This is a genomic window from Paenibacillus sp. 2RAB27 (assembly GCF_052115445.1).
In the GTDB taxonomy this organism is placed as follows: Bacteria; Bacillota; Bacilli; order Paenibacillales; family NBRC-103111; genus Paenibacillus_E.
Map to the genome: position 1 here is coordinate 1 of NZ_JBFRGR010000052.1, position 15,176 is coordinate 15,176.

The window sequence follows — 15,176 nt, forward strand, 5'->3', positions numbered from 1 at the left end:
GATATGTTCGAATACATTGATATGTTCGAATACATTGAACTTTTTTATAATCGTAAAAGGATCCATGGTTCTTTGGGTTACCTTTCACCCGTTCGATTCGAAGAAAACTACTATAAAAGTGTTGGTTAATTCTCTTAGCAGGTGTCTACTTTCTTGACAGAGGTCCACTTTTCCAGTTAATAGGCGGGGTGACTCGTCTAGGGGTGTCGGTGGTTAGCGGTTAGTGGTTGTGGTTAGTGGTTAGCGGTTAGGGTTAGTGGTTGTGGTTTAGTGGTCAATGATAGCGGTCATCACTGCTGCCCACCAGGCTCCGACTTCGCCGACCTCCCTCTGCTCATTTCAACAAAGCTATCATCTGATACACCTCGCGGTGGTCACCGGGCAGTAAGAAATTCGCGACTTTCAGCTGAGAGGAACCATCGCCGTCAAGGAAAAGCCCATCGACCAGCTGTTTCTCCCCTACTTGCTCCTGTACAGCTGTTCGGAACTCTTCGCCGGTACAAGGGGTAGGCGCTACTACCAGATACACGTTGTTCATTCGATCATACACAATACCAGATCGCATGCGCTTCTCGTTAATGACTGGCATTTCTTCCGAAATGGCTTGCTCGGCCCAACCCAATGGATTCGTAAGCCCCATGCTTACGCCTCCCTGCGCCCAATATCGGGTGCGATCCAGCACCTGTAACTCACTTGCATTTTCGACAACTTGGACGGTAAAGGTTTGCGCCTTCTCATCCCACACAAGTGTTCCTCGCTTCCGATCTGTATTGTACCAACCTGAACCGTAGTCGCCAGGCTGCCCCTTCACAGGCTGATCATTGGTCACTGCGATGCTTAGTAAATACCMCTGCCAGAAAAACCCGCCATTAATCCCATTGTCCTGCCGATCGGTCACATTTGCTGTAATGGCTTTGAGTCCTATGTTTTCAGGAGTAGTTTGAATAACGTGCAGAAGGACACCGTTTGTTGCAGGTTTAATGCTATACTCGGCACTTGCTTGTGGAGGCAGTTGTGAGGTGGTGTGAAGGCCCCAAATTAAGGTCCATACAAAACTGATGATTACGATAAGTAGATAGATTAGTAGCTGAGCAGCATGCGCTTTAAAAAGGCGAATAAGGTACATAGATTTCTCCATCCCAGCTGTAGTAGTCTCCTTCATTTCTATTAGTCTATGAAAAGACTAGGAGAGATATGCCTATTTATCTACGAAAAAAAACGCTTACGAAGGAATCTACCATTCGTAGGCGTTTTTCCGAAACATCTATGTAACGACAAGAATTAGAAAATAGGTATGCGCGCCTTATTCCCATCTTTAGCATATAAAATGGCTTCTGAACTAAATAAATCTACACGCTCTAACGAGTTAACTAAATTCATGGTGGTGAATTTGTTATGGCGAAGTGCGTTGATCAAAGAGGGAATTAACTTATGGTCCGTGCCGACGAAATTAACGGAAATCGGCTTTTTATTAAATAAAATATTCATTCTCACTTCAACACATCTCCTTCTGATTTTGTTTGCTAAGTAGATATTTAGATTATCATAACTTTCTCAATAAGTTCGTCGATTGGCGTTGTCGGAATTCCACTAGTTCTGTCAGTAGATATTTCATAGTGGTGTTGGACGGCGTATCTGTTTATTTTGTATGATAGGGGGAGTTACGGAAAATTTGGAAACGGAGGGGGCTAGCTTTATGGAGTCTTCACACATTGTTATTGAAGCGGATGGCTTAATTAAAAATTATGGGTCCTTCCAAGCTGTGCGAGGCGTTAATTTCCAGGTCTATCAAGGCGAGGTATTTGGTTTGCTTGGTCCGAATGGTGCTGGGAAAACGACAACGATGGAAATGATCGAAGGGTTGCGGAAGCCTGACGGCGGACGTGCTATTGTGGCTGGATTTGATACACAGAAGGATTTGGGTAAGGTCAAGGAAGTCATTGGTGTTCAATTGCAATCAACTTCGTTATTCGAGTTGTTGACGGTAGAGGAAATTATGAGGATGTATGCGAGCTTCTATCCGAGTTCTGTTCCGATTGGTCCGCTATTAGAAGACATGACATTGGTTGATAAAAGAAACGGTCGTGTCAAGCATCTATCCGGTGGGCAAAAGCAGCGGCTTGCGATTGGTCTTGCGCTTTTGAATGATCCCAAGGTCATCTTCTTGGATGAGCCTACGACAGGGTTAGATCCGACAGCAAGACGAACACTGTGGGAAATTATTCTCAAGCTGAAGGAGCGAGGCAAAACGATTGTGCTGTCCACGCATTATATGGAGGAAGCGCACGTGCTTTGCGATCGTATTTGTTTAATGGATCAAGGGAAAGTCGTCGCATTGGATACACCGCGTAATCTTGTGAGCAGCTTGCAATCGGATAGCGCGATCGAGTTTAGATTGCAAGATTTGGCGGAAGCGGACATGGAATCAGTTGTACAGGAACTTCGCGATATTCGTGAAGTCAAGGGCATAGACGTGCGCAAGGATGTGTTCGTCCTTTATACAGATAAACTACAGGAATCGCTTATTGATCTCGTCGAGCAAAGCGCTGGCGGCAGATGGCAATTGGCTGACTTGCAGACACGAACGGCTACGCTGGAAGATGTGTTTATTTCCATGACCGGAAGGAGCTTGAAAGCAGAATGAATGCTTATATCCAGTTGACGTTAAGCCAGCTTCGTTTTTTTGTTCGTAATCGACAAGTGTTGATATTCACCTTGTTCATGCCGCTTTTCTTCATGATTATGCTCGGTTCCTTTCTTGGCAAGGGAAATGATATCATCGTCGATGGCGTCGTCATTGATCAGGATCAAAGTACGGAATCCAGAGTCATGGTGGAGGCGCTCCAAGCGAATAGTATTTTGAAGCTAAAGCCTGCAGATGACTTAGATAAGTCGCTTGAGCAACTGAAACATGGGGATCAGAAGTTAGTCGTCGTGATTCAGAAAAATTACGGGCAAGCAGTGGGGCTGAAAGAAGCAGATAGCTCGAAGGCCAGCTTCCTTCAGGTTTATTATGATCAAACGAACCAACAGAGTGCACAGATCGGTTTGCAAACAATAGGTCAAGTGGCGGATGGCGTTTCTAAGCAAATGTCCAACTATATGCCAATTGTTAAAATTGAACCGGTTGGCGTGCAAGCTTTGCAGCTTCGCTACATCGATTTCCTTGTACCTGGTATTCTGGCCATGATGATCATGACCAACAACTTAAATGGCGTTTCGGGACAAATAGCTTCATGGCGTGAGCGAGGTGTGCTGCGACGCATGCAAAGTACACCGCTGAAGGCGTCGACGTTCATCGCCGCGCAGATTACTGCACGTCTTGTAATGAACACGGCGCAGGCCTTGATCGTACTGCTTGTCGGTGCTTTGATTTTCGGCACGCAGGTGAATGGCTCGTGGTGGCTGCTTTTGCTGTTCGTTGTCATGGGAACATTGACATTCATGTCGATCGGCTTCATTATCGCTGGTTTGGCCAAAACCCCAGAAAGCGTAGGGCCGATTTCCGGACTGATCTCGTTCCCGCTGATGTTCTTGGGCGGCGTGTTCTTCTCTATTTCTAGCATGCCGGAGTTCTTGCAGCCGATCGTGAAGTCGATCCCGATTACCCAGCTCAGCACTGCTCTTCGGCAGATTATGAATGTAGGCGCGGGCATCGGGGATCTGTGGCAGGAAGGGCTGATGCTCGCCATCTGGCTAGTCGTGTCGTTCATTGTTGCGACGTTTACGTTTAAGTGGGAGTAGGCAGAGGCGTAGGCGGAAGCGGAAGGTCTTGTCGGACTTGAAGCCTGGCGACTGCCCGGCATTGAGAAGGCTTAATAAGGGATCTATGTTGCCGAAAGGGGAACGTGGATCCCTTATTTGCTTCAAAAAGGGGGTTTTTGATGAGGTGCGGAACGACAGTTCGCTATTTCTCGCAAGAGAGGCGTTTTTAAGCCGAATCTACCTAAATAGCGTACCTACGTTCCGTTTCACCGCGAAAATACCTGTATTTATGTAAATAGCTCACTGACGTTCCTTAAAATGGTGGCTGCCACCATTGTTAAGGTATTTCAGAGCTAACTGAAAGCCCAATCTAAGAGATTGGGCTTTCTCTTTTTGTAAAATGCCGTTATGGCATTCCGCGGGCGCTTTGCTCGCAATTTATCATAAATCCACAAAGGATAAGCCATACTGTAAGAGGAACTTACCTAAGTTTAGGAGGACACGAATGAGTAAACAACATTGGCAAATCCCGGCTACAGAGGGTTTCGGTCTCCAGATCAAGAAGGGCCAAGTGATTCGGGTTACCGATGTAGAAGGAGAACAAGTTGCGGACTTTGTGGCCTATCGTGAGGATGATATCAGCGAGCGACTTGACCCTAGTGTTACTATGGACGCTTTACATGCGATGAAAGTGAAGCCCGGGGATATGATCTACTCCAATAAATATACCCCTATGCTCACTATTATGAAGGATACGGTAGGACAGCACGATTTTATCAACTCGGCCTGTCGGCCTGAAATGTATGAGCTGCTGTACAATAAGCAAGACCATACCAGCTGTTATACGAACTTAAATGAAGCATTGGCATCATTTGAGATCCCTGCTCCAGATCAGCATTATCCCTTTAATTTATTCATGAACACCATCATTCAGCCATCTGGACAAATTAGTGTTGAGAAGCCTCTATCCAAAGCTGGAGATTATATCGAGCTTCGTGCAGAAATGGATCTAGTTGTGGCTATATCTGCTTGTCCCTGCGCAGAAAGTCTCTGCAATGGATACAAATGCACACCTATTCACGTTGACATCATTTGATCTTCTAATGGATTAGTGCCTCTCATACAATAACTTGTACAAGTTATTTGCTAATCAGGGGGCGAAGTCTATGGATGCTTTTATCACTTATCTGTTTCTTGGAATTTCGCTATCGGCACCAATCGGTCCTATTAACGCCGCACAACTCGACAAGGGAGCCAGATTTGGCTTTACTGGGGCGTGGTTGATCGGATTGGGCGCGATGTGTGCCGATTTATTGTATATGCTGCTTATTTATTTTGGATTAGCCCATTTCTTGACGACCCCGTTTATGAAAACATTTCTATGGTTGTTTGGCTGTTTTGTACTTATCTACACGGGTATTGATACATTAAGAAACGTGCAGAAAACCCAGGAAGCTAACTCTCGTGACGCCCAATCCAGCGGCGTAAGCTCCTTCCGTTCTGGATTTATTATGGCACTTACCAATCCGCTGAATATCTTATTTTGGCTCGGCATTTATGGCTCCATTTTAGCCGAAAGTGTGCAGAATTATGGCCTTACCCAGGTGCTTTGGCATACCTCCGGCATCTTTGCAGGCATTCTTCTGTGGGATGTTGCTATGGCCACGCTCGCCAGCTCCTTCCACAAGTTCGGGAATCGCACGACCCTGCAAACGATTTCTGTCATAGCTGGCCTTTCTCTCATTGGCTTCGGTATGTACTTCGGTTATCAAGCTTATAAGCAGCTAACTGGTTAGACAGAGGTTTACACGTCCAGTTGTATCTCCTAACCGAGATACTCACCCATCTTTTCTCCTTCGCATAGTATGCTTCGTACTCGCGAAGGAGGCTATCATGACATGGCTGATCTATACGCCAAAGACTGGCTTAATACACATATGAACACCCTTGCCCCATGGCAGCAGGACGCTTTTCGTCAATTCGGCAATATGATTGCGGATTCAGGAAATACGTACCCTTGTATACCTGGCCGTCAAGGCTTTCTTACCAATAACCTGCGATTCGGTTTTGCTGCGGATCCGAGATCAGAGCAAGCTGCCCTCGACGCCTCGCAGCTCCTTCAGGCATATGGCAGATGCTCGCGGGAAACTGGTAAATTTGCCTCGCTGGTTATATTTTTTCATACACCAACAGACATGCTGAATAGCTTCTCAGTAGAAGACTACGAGGGGCTATTTTGGTCTGTTTTAAGCCGAATCAGCGCCAAAGATGAGGCGCCTTGGCCTGAACATATATCAAAGGATCCTTCGCACCATTCTTGGGAATTCTGCCATGATGGGCAGCCGTATTTCTCCTTTTGCGGGACACCTGCCCATGTGGTTAGGAAGAGTCGAATGTTTCCGCATTTCCTCATTGCCTTCCAACCGCGATGGGTGTTTGAAGAAATCAACGATACTACCCCTTTTGGACGTAATATGAAAAAACGCATTCGCCAAAAATTAGAGGCGTACGACGGTATCCCCGCACATCCTTCACTGAAATGGTACGGGCAAGAGGATAACCAAGAATGGAAGCAATATTTCTTACGTGATGACGAAAGCGTCCCTTCTAAATGTCCGTACACGTTTATGAAAAATAAATTAAAAGCTGTGGGCGTGCTATTTCATAAATAGGATATCGTTAAGCAGGCTCTCTTCGTTCTGATTTATGCTTCATCCACAACGTAATTAGGATAATTACCATGACGATAAGAAGGCTACTCCAAAACCCAGCTCGATCGGTTTTCTCCAAGAGTGGACCCGTAACTGCTGCCAAGATAAGAAGGATAGCGATCCAAGATTTAAGTTGCCCGCTAAGGTTTGGCCGAAGTTGTTTCAGATACGATGCGACGATAAGCAACCACGTATATAGGAGTACCAAGCCCCCAGCCGTGGTTATTTGTTCAAAGATTTGGCTTGGCATGACTAGCGCAAGGACGATAGAAACACATAACCCGATCGTATTCACACCTAGTGCATACAGTGGTAACTGCTTCTTGCCTTTCCTATTAGCCAGCCATGGCGGGGCATCGCCGCCTTCCGCTAAAGCTACCAGCATCGTTGATACGCCATATAGTGAGGCAACGAGGATAGAAAATCCTGCAATAATCAGTACGCCATTCATCATGTGCACGAGAATAGGTAATCCCATGAAGTCAAGAGCGAGAAGCAGCGGACTTTTATCAGGCGTTAAATGATCCTTGGTCATAAAAAGAAGTGCTAAACTAATAGAGAACACATAGAGCACTGTGATCGTAAGCAGCATAAGCCTCCCAGCCTTAGAGGCTTCTTTGGGATTTCGCAAATGGATGGCCATAAAACCCATGACCTCTATGCCGCTAAATGCATAAAACGCATATAAAAGCCCTTTCCATGCGCCGGTCCATCCTGAAGCAAACCAATGAGCATGAGCGCTACTACCCTGAATGGGCTGAATGATGTGGGTTCCTTTGAGGAAAGTAATCCCTGCGATTACGATGAATAGGAGTAATGCCGTGATTTTTACAATGGCGCATATATTCTCAGTTTTGTTAATGCCTTTCGAGCCAAGAATAACAACTAATAGGGCCAGGAACGAGTAAATCGCAGTCAACAACCAGAGTGGCAAATTAGGAAACCAGAATTGCGTGAAAATCCCAATTGCCGTTAAGGAACTGCCTAAAATGAGCATCTCCGAGGACCAATACAACCATCCCACGCCAAAGCCTGCCCAGCGGCCAAATGCTTCCCTAACATAATTCCGAAAAGATCCTTTTTCAGGGTTGGCAGCCGTCATCTGTGCTAAGGCTTCATAGACAAATAAGGTTGCTAACGCTGCCAAAAGAAATATAACGACAACAAAATAACCGCTCTTTTGAATGGCGATGCTAGAACCAAGGAAGAAACCAGTTCCTATTGTGCAACCAATACCGAATAAAGCTAACTGCCACCAGGATAGCTTGTTTGTGTTGTTGTTACTGTTGTTATGCCGCAATGTTGCCATCCGTGATTGACCTCCATAACCCTGGCTACAAATATGAGAAAGCCCAAGCAGCGGCCATGGGGCCGATGCTGGGCTTCACAAGCTGCTAGCTAGTGCACAGAGGCTGCCCCTCTGTTATTCGGCGGCATTTGTGGGGCTCCGGTTGCGGGAACGAATGCGGTCAGCATGCTTTGCATATCGGAAGCTTCTAATTGTGGCACCTGGTAGTAGGCAAGTCTATTTTGATAAAGGAAGATTTCATAAGCCATTTCTATAAAATTTTGTACCTGAGAGGCTAATACGCGCCGAACAACGGGATTCGTCACTTCCACGGCGGTCATGGTTAGCAACGACGCATGTGTTTTGACCAGGCCAAGCATATGCCCGCTAATTCCTGCATCTTTCACATCAGCGAGCGACTGGTTGGGCTTTTTCGGCTGAGTTGGCTTAATGCCATAGATCGGATCCGATAACTGCCTAATCATATACGTGGACGTTTCTTGGCTTGGCTTTTGCCCGGTTGTGAAGCATTCAACGGTTAAATTGTACTGGGCAAGTGTGAACTGGTATTGACGATCCAGAATGTCCAGCAGCTCGCTATCTTGTACAAACTGTCTAAACATCATGAATTGGTCCAGTACATTGATGGTACAGGCCAGCACCTCATGTAAATCGAATAGTTCATGACCGCCGTGGTTGGTACTCGGTGTAGTTTGCGTTTGATAATTAGGTTGTATTTCCTGTTGCATAACGAAGTCTCCTTTGGTGTTTAGGTAATGTAACTTCATTAATGTTGGTCTCAGCTCGTTGGTTTATACATGGCTATAACATCTATTGCCAATTGCTCACTTATAAGGAAGCCGCCGGTGTAAAGTTGGCAACGACTAACTTGATCATGCGAGAAGTTTAATTTATATCAGAAATATGGGGTACAGGAGTATTGGATTATCGATCCAGGAAACCGTACGGTTATTTAATTTAGAATAGAGATTTAGTCTCAGAGCTCCAGAAGGCGGGGATTAATAAGAGACCTACGTTGCCGAAGGGAACGTAGGTCTCTTATTTGCTCTTAAATCGAGTTTTTTGATAAGGAAGGGAATGTAGGTTCGCTATTTCCGTATGGAATGACCTTTTTTAGACAAATTCGCGCAAATAGTGCACCCACGTTCCGTTAACATGCGAAAATGACTGATTTCATTAGAATAGCGCACTGACGTTCCGCAATATGTGGCTGCCCCGTCGCAGAGAGGTGGGTTTAAACACTTATATCAAGATTTCCGCCTAAGTTCGGCTGCACACTGCGTTTAATTAATTGGACCACTTGTTGGCCTTGTTCGGCCATTTGCTCTTTCGCCATTTTCAAAACGCTTATTCCAACTGCTTGGGATAAATTGTTTTGGGCTAATGACATTGACATAGCTGGAATGTCCATGAGGTTCCTCCTTTAGTTCTGAGTAGCTAACCATTACTATATCGGAATATTGACCTGCTATTTTTAGCGAGATACATGCACACCCAAAAGCCCAACCCCTCAGGGTTGGGCTTTCTCTCACAAAAATCTCCGATGATGCTTCTTCCCATCAAAACTAAACAACACCGGCTTATCCTCCACCAACGTGTGCATATGAATGGTTTTACCCCACAGCTTATAAATATACGGCAACGTCCGCTCGACATATTTCAAATCCAGCTCCACGCCTTCAAAAGCATGCTTCAAGTAAAGCTCCCCGTTGCGCTGATAGTCCMCATCTTCGACCACGATGTAAGGGAAACCACCATTCACTCTGGAGTAAATAAGCTGATCCCGCGTATTTTCCCATGTTTTGTCTGTGATTTTCCACTCAGGGCCTTTCTTCTCAAACACGTACAGATCTAACTCTTCAACCAGTGGTTTATTCAAATAGTTACGGATAAACGAGGTATCAGATTCATATTCGCGAACTTCGAAGATTTTTTTCCTGCCTTGCCCAGGCTGCCGCCCGAATCTGCGGATTTCTTCATCCGTCGGAGCATCCCAATGCTTTTCGATGTCTTCAAAAATTTTGACACCCAGATAATAAGGATTTAATGAATGGCGAGAGGGAACGACGACGGAGGAGTTCAGCTTGGAGTACTCGATCGTTTCTTCCTCGGTCAAATCCAGCTCACGCAGGATATGTTGATGCCAGTAGGAAGCCCAGCCTTCGTTCATGATTTTGGTTTCAAGCTGCGGCCAGAAGTAGAGCATTTCATCGCGCAGCATGGTCAGGATATCCCGTTGCCATTCCTCCATATATGGGGCATTTTCCTCTATAAAAAGAAGGAGATCCTTCTCCGGTTTCGGTGGAAAACGCTTCGTATCTTCTTTATCCAAGGAGACAATAGGCTTGTTTCGACTATCTAAGTCCCATAAATCCTCATAGCCGTAAGTGGCTTCGCCTCGTACTGATGGTGTAGCGGCTTTGTTATTTTCTTGTCGTTTGCGAGTTTGGCCATAGGTTAGTGTTAATACAGGGTCAATATGCTCTTGGATGGCCAGAACGGCATCTATGAATTGTTCAACCTCATCGATACCATGTTCAATTTCATATTGGCGGATGCGTTCAGCCGTAGCGGACATGCTCTCGACCATGTTGCGATTCGTTTTGGAGAAGCGTGCGTTATTTTTGAAAAAGTCGCAGTGAGCGAGCACGTGCGCGACGATGAGTTTATTTTGAATCAGCGAATTTCCGTCTAAAAGGAAGGCGTAGCAGGGGTCCGAATTGATGACCAATTCGTAAATTTTACTAAGTCCAAAGTCGTACTGCGTTTTCATGCGATGAAAATTTTTACCAAAGCTCCAGTGACTGTAGCGTGTCGGCATCCCATAGGCACCGAAGGTGTAGATAATTTCTGCCGGACAGATTTCGTATCGCATAGGAAAGAAGTCGAGCCCAAAGCCTTTCGCGATCTCCGTGATTTCATCAATGGCATATTCCAGCTTCTGGATTTCGGATTTACTCACTGTGCAGGCACTCCTTCCTTTTTGGTAAAAAAGGTTTTCAACGCTTTATACACTTCACCTTTTTCACGGATGACGTAATGCAAAAATTTCGGATTGTTGATATGGCGGAAAGCGGACATCAGCGTAGAGCTGCGGTTATATTGATTCACTTCCCCGTAGCCAAACATATTCGAACGCTCCATTAATTGCGTAATTAACTTCACACAGCGCTCGTTATCTGATGTTAAATTATCGCCGTCCGAGAAATGAAAGGGATAGATATTGAACTGAGAAGGGGGGTACCTTTTATCAATAATATCAATAGCTGTTTGATAAGCCGAGGAACAGATCGTGCCCCCGCTCTCGCCTTTCGTGAAAAACTCTTCCTCTGTCACCTCTTTAGCCTCGGTATGATGCGCGATGAACACAATCTCAACGTTCTCGTATTTCGTGCGCAAGAAGCGGGTCATCCAGAAAAAGAAGCTGCGGGCTATGTACTTCTCGAAGGAGCCCATGGACCCAGAGGTATCCATCATGGCAATAATAAGCGCATTGGAGTGCGGTTTTTCGATTTCTTCCCAAGTTTTGAAACGCAAATCGTCTGGTGAAATATGGTGGATACCCGGCGAGCTGCCTCGCGAATTGCGGCGCATATTTTCGAGGATCGTCCGCTTCTTATCAATGTTGGACATGATCCCTTTTTTACGGATATCGTTGAAAATAACTTCGGTGGACGTCATGTTCCGCTTCTCTTTTTGCTGCAAATTCGGCAGCTCCAGTTCGGAGAAAAGCATCGCTTGCAGCTCTTCCATACTCACTTCGGCTTCGTAATAATCCTCGCCAGCTTGATCGCCAGCACCTTCGCCTTTGCCTGGACCTTGGGCAGGCTGCGGGTCTGTTCCAAGTACATCGCCAACCTGTGAATCACCATCGCCTTGACCGACATGCTTGCCTTTGTTGAAGTTGTAGCGGAAGCGGTATTCGTCCAAACTTTTTATCGGTACCTTCACGACTTGTTTTCCATTGGACATGACGATGCTTTCGTCTGTAACGAGATCAGGAAGGTTCTGTTTAATTGCATCTTTGACCTTCTCTTGATGCCTGGTTTGATCTTGGTATCCTTTGCGGTGGAGTGACCAATCCTCTTTGGAAACGATAAATAAGGGTTCTGTCATGGGGACACCTCCTTGGCGTTTATGATAAGCAGAACGCTAATCAGACATAGGGGAATAAAGCTTGTTATTAAATATATTCAAGTATATGGGGGATATGTGGTGGTGGGCGGATTTTCTATTCAGCTTCGACTTTTCATTTGACTGTGTTAAAATAAGGGAAATATTGTAGAGAGCGAGGAACTTCTCATGAAAATGCCGGAACAGGATCATCGCTATAGATTTCAAGATCTACTTGAATGGGAAGGCAGATGGGAGTTAATTAATGGAGTTCCTTTTAACATGACACCTGCTCCTTCTACGACACATCAACGGATTCTAAGAAGTATATTTCTTGAACTCCATTCATTTCTCCAAGGTTCATTATGTGAGGTTTTTATCGCTCCGTTTGCTGTGAGATTAAGTGAGACTGAAGAATACGACAATCCGGATACAGTCTGTCAGCCAGATCTATCTGTCATTTGTAATCCATCCCAAATCGATGATAAGGGAGGCAAAGGCGCCCCTGAGCTCATTGTTGAAATATTATCTCCATCTACTGCGATTAAAGATAGAAACCAAAAATTTAAAACATATGAGAAGTTTGGTGTTTTGGAATATTGGATTGTTGACCCTGCGCATCAAACTGTTGAGGTGTATGGATTAGAAGAGGGTTCGTTTCAAAAGCGAGAAGTTTTTGGAAGAGAGGACAAGTTGTGTTCATTTGCTTTTTCAGAGTGTGTTTTTGAATTGGAAAGGATATTCCGATTGTAATTTTTGACGTTTTAAATGGCTGAAGGATCTGGGTTTCAAAGTGGAAATTAGTTTCTAAAATGTAATGGATGGGAGCAATAGAATTAATGTATCAGTTGAATACGAAATTAGAGCAGTGGCAAACTCTGTATGATGCGGCAGCAGCATTTAAAAAAGCTGAATGTTGGAGTTATTTTACAAATGCTCATATTTTTGGTGTAGAGAATCCGGTGAATGGGGAGATCGGTTATTGCTGCATTATGGGCAACGGAGGCGAGCTATACGGTCTGGCTGTATATTTAGGAACAGAAGGCCTTGAGACTCTTTTTAAAATGATGGATGGAGAAACGGACATAGATCTGATGTACTCACAGTATTGCTTGATGCTTTCTTTCGACAGTAGGACTGAGTTGTATCCAGACGAGCTGAAACAAATAAAAGAGCTTGGTCTGAAATTTCGAGGAGCAAATGCTTGGCCAACGTTTCGATTTTATGAGCCAGGATTTGTTCCATGGCCAATTCAAAATGAAGAACAAGTGCAATTTCTAAGTTTGGCATTGCAACAAGCGATTGAAGTCGTCCAAGTCTACAAATCCAACCCAGATGCCATTATTCGAGAAGAGGACGATACTTTCCTTACAAGAGTTTCTAAACGAGATCGGAAGAATCTAGTTTGGTCGGATCAATGGATCAAACCAAAGCCTTTAAATAAAGCAAATGATTACGTGGTAACGCCGCTAGATGAACTTCGTCTGGCCAAGGCAAAAAGATCGCTTAAAGGGATTGCAGGGATATGGGAAATCGATTGTTTCTTTGCACCTATGCCTATTGATGAAGGGGATAGGCCCTTCTACCCGATGATGGGCCTGATCGTTGATCAAGAGTCCGAACAAATCTTGCAATACGGGTTAACTGAAAAATTTGGAATACCCGATAAAATAGCAGGGCTATTGCTAGAGCTGATTGAAAAAGCTCAAGTCATTCCCAAAGAAATAGGGGTATGTAATGAAGAGACTTTTCATTACATAAGGCAAATTCTAAAGGCATTTGAAATTAAAGCGTACTTAACAAATGTACTTCCGGCATTGGAGGAAGCGAAAGAAGGAATGTTAGATTACTTTCGTAGTGGAAGAAGATAAATAAAGCGCGTAATAATGAAGAGTAAATAAAAAGTCTGTCTAATCTCCCGCGGCTACGCATGGGAGATCAGGCAGACTTTTTCATTTATTCCACCTACAATTTACCCTCTAACTTCAACTATATTAAAAAAACAGTCGTTCAATCAACCAAAACCCGCCTAGCGCTGTGATCGCATAGGAGCCGACATGAATTGTAGGCCGGAAGAATGATTTTTTCTGTATGAAGATCAGAATAGGAAGCAGAACAAGGACAAGGCATAGTTGGATGAATTCAATCCCCAGATTAAAGCTAATAAGATCTACAGCTAAATGGCTTTTGGGCAGGCCCATTTCACGCAATATTTCGGAGAAGCCAATTCCATGAATAAGCCCGAATAAGAAAGTTACGATCCAGCGGTTACGCATTTCTTTTCGGAAAATATTTTCCAATGCAACATAACAAATACTTAAGGCAATCACAGACTCAACGATGCGTGATGGAAGACTGATATAACCAAGCACAGCGAGCGTCAGCGTAATACTGTGTGCGAGGGTGAAAGCCGTAATAATCGAAACATATTGCTTAAAGCTTTGTTTACGAAGCAGTAGAGCAAACAGAAATAACAAATGATCGTAACCCGTTAATATATGATGGATACCCAGCTTGAAGAAGGAGAACCAGCTTGAGGAAGCCGAAGTTGCAGACTTCTCATGCATTGTATTCGTCGGTTGGGCACTAGATGGCGCGGAACTCCCGTTGGTATCTTTTGGCTGGTTTTGCTGATTGTGTAGAAGTGTTTGATCCATCTGTGTAGGGTTAACTTGTGTTGAATTAGAGAGTTGCTGTTGCTGTTGTTGTTCAGTTAGGAGTAAGGTCCATGTGCGATTCTTACCTTGAAGGACAGTTTCGCTGACTTGATCTCCATGTCGTGAAGTGATCAGATTTACATAGGCTGATGCAGCAGGGTTTGCATACAGTCCGTCGAGAATTGTAATCGATTGTCCTGCTGTAAATGCGGGATAGATTAAATCCCAAGTAATAACTTCCTTGTCCCCTTTCTTGCCAAGCTTTAAATCGGTTAGTTCCGCCGCTTGTTCTCTTCCATTCATTTCGAGAACAAGACTGTCGTCAATCCATTCCTCTAATCGATGTTTGTTCTTCTCCAGTTCATCTGCATCCAAAATACCATTTTTATTGGCATCAACATCCATACTCTCAATAACCGAAATTACATCAAGTGAAAAGGAAAAGTCTGTTTTATCTTGTTCAAAAGAAATCGTCGTATAGCTCGCACTGAGTGCATGAGCCGAGGCTTTAAGACTATACGTGTATAACAAGAATGTAACTAAACATGTAACGACCGCTGTGATTCGGATAGCCCGCATGAATCTGAAATTATTTTTTTGAGCCAACAAAGAAGTTCCCCCTCGAAGTTATACATGTGAAGCATGACCAATTAACCTACGTTTAAATAATAAACGACAATC

General features: G+C 44.5%; 16 protein-coding genes and 1 pseudogene. 9 read left to right on the forward strand and 8 right to left on the reverse strand.

Annotated elements, in window-relative coordinates; translation table 11 throughout:
* Nucleotides 1–129 (forward strand): IS3 family transposase (locus tag AB4114_RS33265; protein ID WP_441992276.1); only part of this gene is annotated, 129 nt, incomplete at its 5' end.
* Between the two features lie 205 nt (nucleotides 130–334).
* Here the strand turns inward: AB4114_RS33265 and AB4114_RS33270 are convergent.
* Nucleotides 335–1,126 (reverse strand): hypothetical protein, encoded by a 792-nt coding sequence (locus AB4114_RS33270; protein WP_441992255.1) that lies wholly within the window; start codon nucleotides 1,124–1,126, stop codon nucleotides 335–337.
* A gap of 155 nt (nucleotides 1,127–1,281) precedes the next feature.
* Nucleotides 1,282–1,494 carry a hypothetical protein gene (locus tag AB4114_RS33275; protein WP_173111184.1) on the reverse strand — a complete coding sequence of 71 codons (213 nt, stop codon included), beginning with the start codon at nucleotides 1,492–1,494 and terminating at the stop codon, nucleotides 1,282–1,284.
* 202 nt (nucleotides 1,495–1,696) lie between these two features.
* On the opposite strand from AB4114_RS33275, the gene AB4114_RS33280 reads away from it, so the two are divergent.
* The 5 genes from AB4114_RS33280 to AB4114_RS33300 all read left to right on the forward strand — a co-directional run bounded on the left by AB4114_RS33280 (nucleotide 1,697) and on the right by AB4114_RS33300 (nucleotide 6,377).
* The gene (locus AB4114_RS33280; protein ID WP_441992256.1) at nucleotides 1,697–2,644 is read left to right on the forward strand and encodes an ABC transporter ATP-binding protein; all 948 of its coding nucleotides are present in this window, start codon (nucleotides 1,697–1,699) and stop codon (nucleotides 2,642–2,644) included.
* Nucleotides 2,641–3,744, forward strand: a complete 1,104-nt coding sequence (locus tag AB4114_RS33285) for an ABC transporter permease (RefSeq protein ID WP_441992257.1) — start codon at nucleotides 2,641–2,643, stop codon at nucleotides 3,742–3,744. The genes AB4114_RS33280 and AB4114_RS33285 overlap by 4 nt, the downstream gene beginning before the upstream one ends.
* Before the next feature lie 466 nt (nucleotides 3,745–4,210).
* The gene (locus AB4114_RS33290; protein WP_441992258.1) at nucleotides 4,211–4,801 is read left to right on the forward strand and encodes a DUF1989 domain-containing protein; all 591 of its coding nucleotides are present in this window, start codon (nucleotides 4,211–4,213) and stop codon (nucleotides 4,799–4,801) included.
* 70 nt (nucleotides 4,802–4,871) lie between these two features.
* Nucleotides 4,872–5,501 carry a LysE family translocator gene (locus tag AB4114_RS33295; protein WP_441992259.1) on the forward strand — a complete coding sequence of 210 codons (630 nt, stop codon included), beginning with the start codon at nucleotides 4,872–4,874 and terminating at the stop codon, nucleotides 5,499–5,501.
* Between the two features lie 102 nt (nucleotides 5,502–5,603).
* Nucleotides 5,604–6,377: a YqcI/YcgG family protein gene (locus AB4114_RS33300; RefSeq protein ID WP_441992260.1), complete on the forward strand. Its 774-nt coding sequence runs from the start codon at nucleotides 5,604–5,606 to the stop codon at nucleotides 6,375–6,377.
* Nucleotides 6,378–6,384: 7 nt separating this feature from the next.
* Here AB4114_RS33300 and AB4114_RS33305 read toward each other — a convergent pair whose 3' ends face one another.
* Entirely contained in the window at nucleotides 6,385–7,725 is a 1,341-nt protein-coding gene (locus tag AB4114_RS33305) for an amino acid permease (protein WP_441992261.1), read from the reverse strand.
* A gap of 89 nt (nucleotides 7,726–7,814) precedes the next feature.
* The gene (locus AB4114_RS33310; RefSeq protein ID WP_441992262.1) at nucleotides 7,815–8,453 is read right to left on the reverse strand and encodes a spore coat protein; all 639 of its coding nucleotides are present in this window, start codon (nucleotides 8,451–8,453) and stop codon (nucleotides 7,815–7,817) included.
* Nucleotides 8,454–8,612: 159 nt separating this feature from the next.
* Here AB4114_RS33310 and AB4114_RS33315 point away from each other — a divergent pair.
* Nucleotides 8,613–8,681, forward strand: a pseudogene (locus AB4114_RS33315) (Uma2 family endonuclease); the annotation flags it as partial.
* A 278-nt stretch (nucleotides 8,682–8,959) separates the two neighbouring features.
* On the opposite strand, the gene AB4114_RS33320 reads toward AB4114_RS33315, so the two are convergent.
* The 3 genes from AB4114_RS33320 to yhbH all read right to left on the reverse strand — a co-directional run bounded on the left by AB4114_RS33320 (nucleotide 8,960) and on the right by yhbH (nucleotide 11,841).
* Nucleotides 8,960–9,136, reverse strand: a complete 177-nt coding sequence (locus AB4114_RS33320; RefSeq protein ID WP_441992263.1) for a YjfB family protein — start codon at nucleotides 9,134–9,136, stop codon at nucleotides 8,960–8,962.
* A gap of 117 nt (nucleotides 9,137–9,253) precedes the next feature.
* Nucleotides 9,254–10,687: a SpoVR family protein gene (locus AB4114_RS33325; protein WP_441992264.1), complete on the reverse strand. Its 1,434-nt coding sequence runs from the start codon at nucleotides 10,685–10,687 to the stop codon at nucleotides 9,254–9,256.
* Nucleotides 10,684–11,841, reverse strand: a complete 1,158-nt coding sequence (gene yhbH, locus AB4114_RS33330) for a sporulation protein YhbH (protein WP_171629126.1) — start codon at nucleotides 11,839–11,841, stop codon at nucleotides 10,684–10,686. Before yhbH ends, AB4114_RS33325 begins: the two co-directional genes overlap by 4 nt.
* 186 nt (nucleotides 11,842–12,027) lie before the next feature.
* Here yhbH and AB4114_RS33335 point away from each other — a divergent pair, with 186 nt between their 5' ends.
* Nucleotides 12,028–12,591 carry a Uma2 family endonuclease gene (locus AB4114_RS33335; protein ID WP_441992265.1) on the forward strand — a complete coding sequence of 188 codons (564 nt, stop codon included), beginning with the start codon at nucleotides 12,028–12,030 and terminating at the stop codon, nucleotides 12,589–12,591.
* Nucleotides 12,592–12,677: 86 nt separating this feature from the next.
* On the forward strand, nucleotides 12,678–13,709 hold the full coding sequence (locus AB4114_RS33340) for a DUF7309 domain-containing protein (RefSeq protein WP_441992266.1): 1,032 nt from the start codon (nucleotides 12,678–12,680) through the stop codon (nucleotides 13,707–13,709).
* A 123-nt stretch (nucleotides 13,710–13,832) separates the two neighbouring features.
* Here the strand turns inward: AB4114_RS33340 and AB4114_RS33345 are convergent, their stop codons facing one another.
* On the reverse strand, nucleotides 13,833–15,104 hold the full coding sequence (locus AB4114_RS33345) for a HupE/UreJ family protein (protein WP_441992267.1): 1,272 nt from the start codon (nucleotides 15,102–15,104) through the stop codon (nucleotides 13,833–13,835).
* Between the last annotated feature and the right edge of the window lie 72 nt (nucleotides 15,105–15,176).

Coding starts and splice junctions, on each gene's coding strand:
- AB4114_RS33310 (WP_441992262.1), bottom strand. CDS start 8,453: ATGCAACAGGAAATACAACCTAATTATCAAACGCAAACTACACCGAGT.
- AB4114_RS33280 (WP_441992256.1), top strand. CDS start 1,697: ATGGAGTCTTCACACATTGTTATTGAAGCGGATGGCTTAATTAAAAAT.
- AB4114_RS33320 (WP_441992263.1), bottom strand. CDS start 9,136: ATGGACATTCCAGCTATGTCAATGTCATTAGCCCAAAACAATTTATCC.
- AB4114_RS33300 (WP_441992260.1), top strand. CDS start 5,604: ATGGCTGATCTATACGCCAAAGACTGGCTTAATACACATATGAACACC.
- AB4114_RS33305 (WP_441992261.1), bottom strand. CDS start 7,725: ATGGCAACATTGCGGCATAACAACAGTAACAACAACACAAACAAGCTA.
- AB4114_RS33290 (WP_441992258.1), top strand. CDS start 4,211: ATGAGTAAACAACATTGGCAAATCCCGGCTACAGAGGGTTTCGGTCTC.
- AB4114_RS33335 (WP_441992265.1), top strand. CDS start 12,028: ATGAAAATGCCGGAACAGGATCATCGCTATAGATTTCAAGATCTACTT.
- yhbH (WP_171629126.1), bottom strand. CDS start 11,841: ATGACAGAACCCTTATTTATCGTTTCCAAAGAGGATTGGTCACTCCAC.
- AB4114_RS33295 (WP_441992259.1), top strand. CDS start 4,872: ATGGATGCTTTTATCACTTATCTGTTTCTTGGAATTTCGCTATCGGCA.
- AB4114_RS33285 (WP_441992257.1), top strand. CDS start 2,641: ATGAATGCTTATATCCAGTTGACGTTAAGCCAGCTTCGTTTTTTTGTT.
- AB4114_RS33340 (WP_441992266.1), top strand. CDS start 12,678: ATGTATCAGTTGAATACGAAATTAGAGCAGTGGCAAACTCTGTATGAT.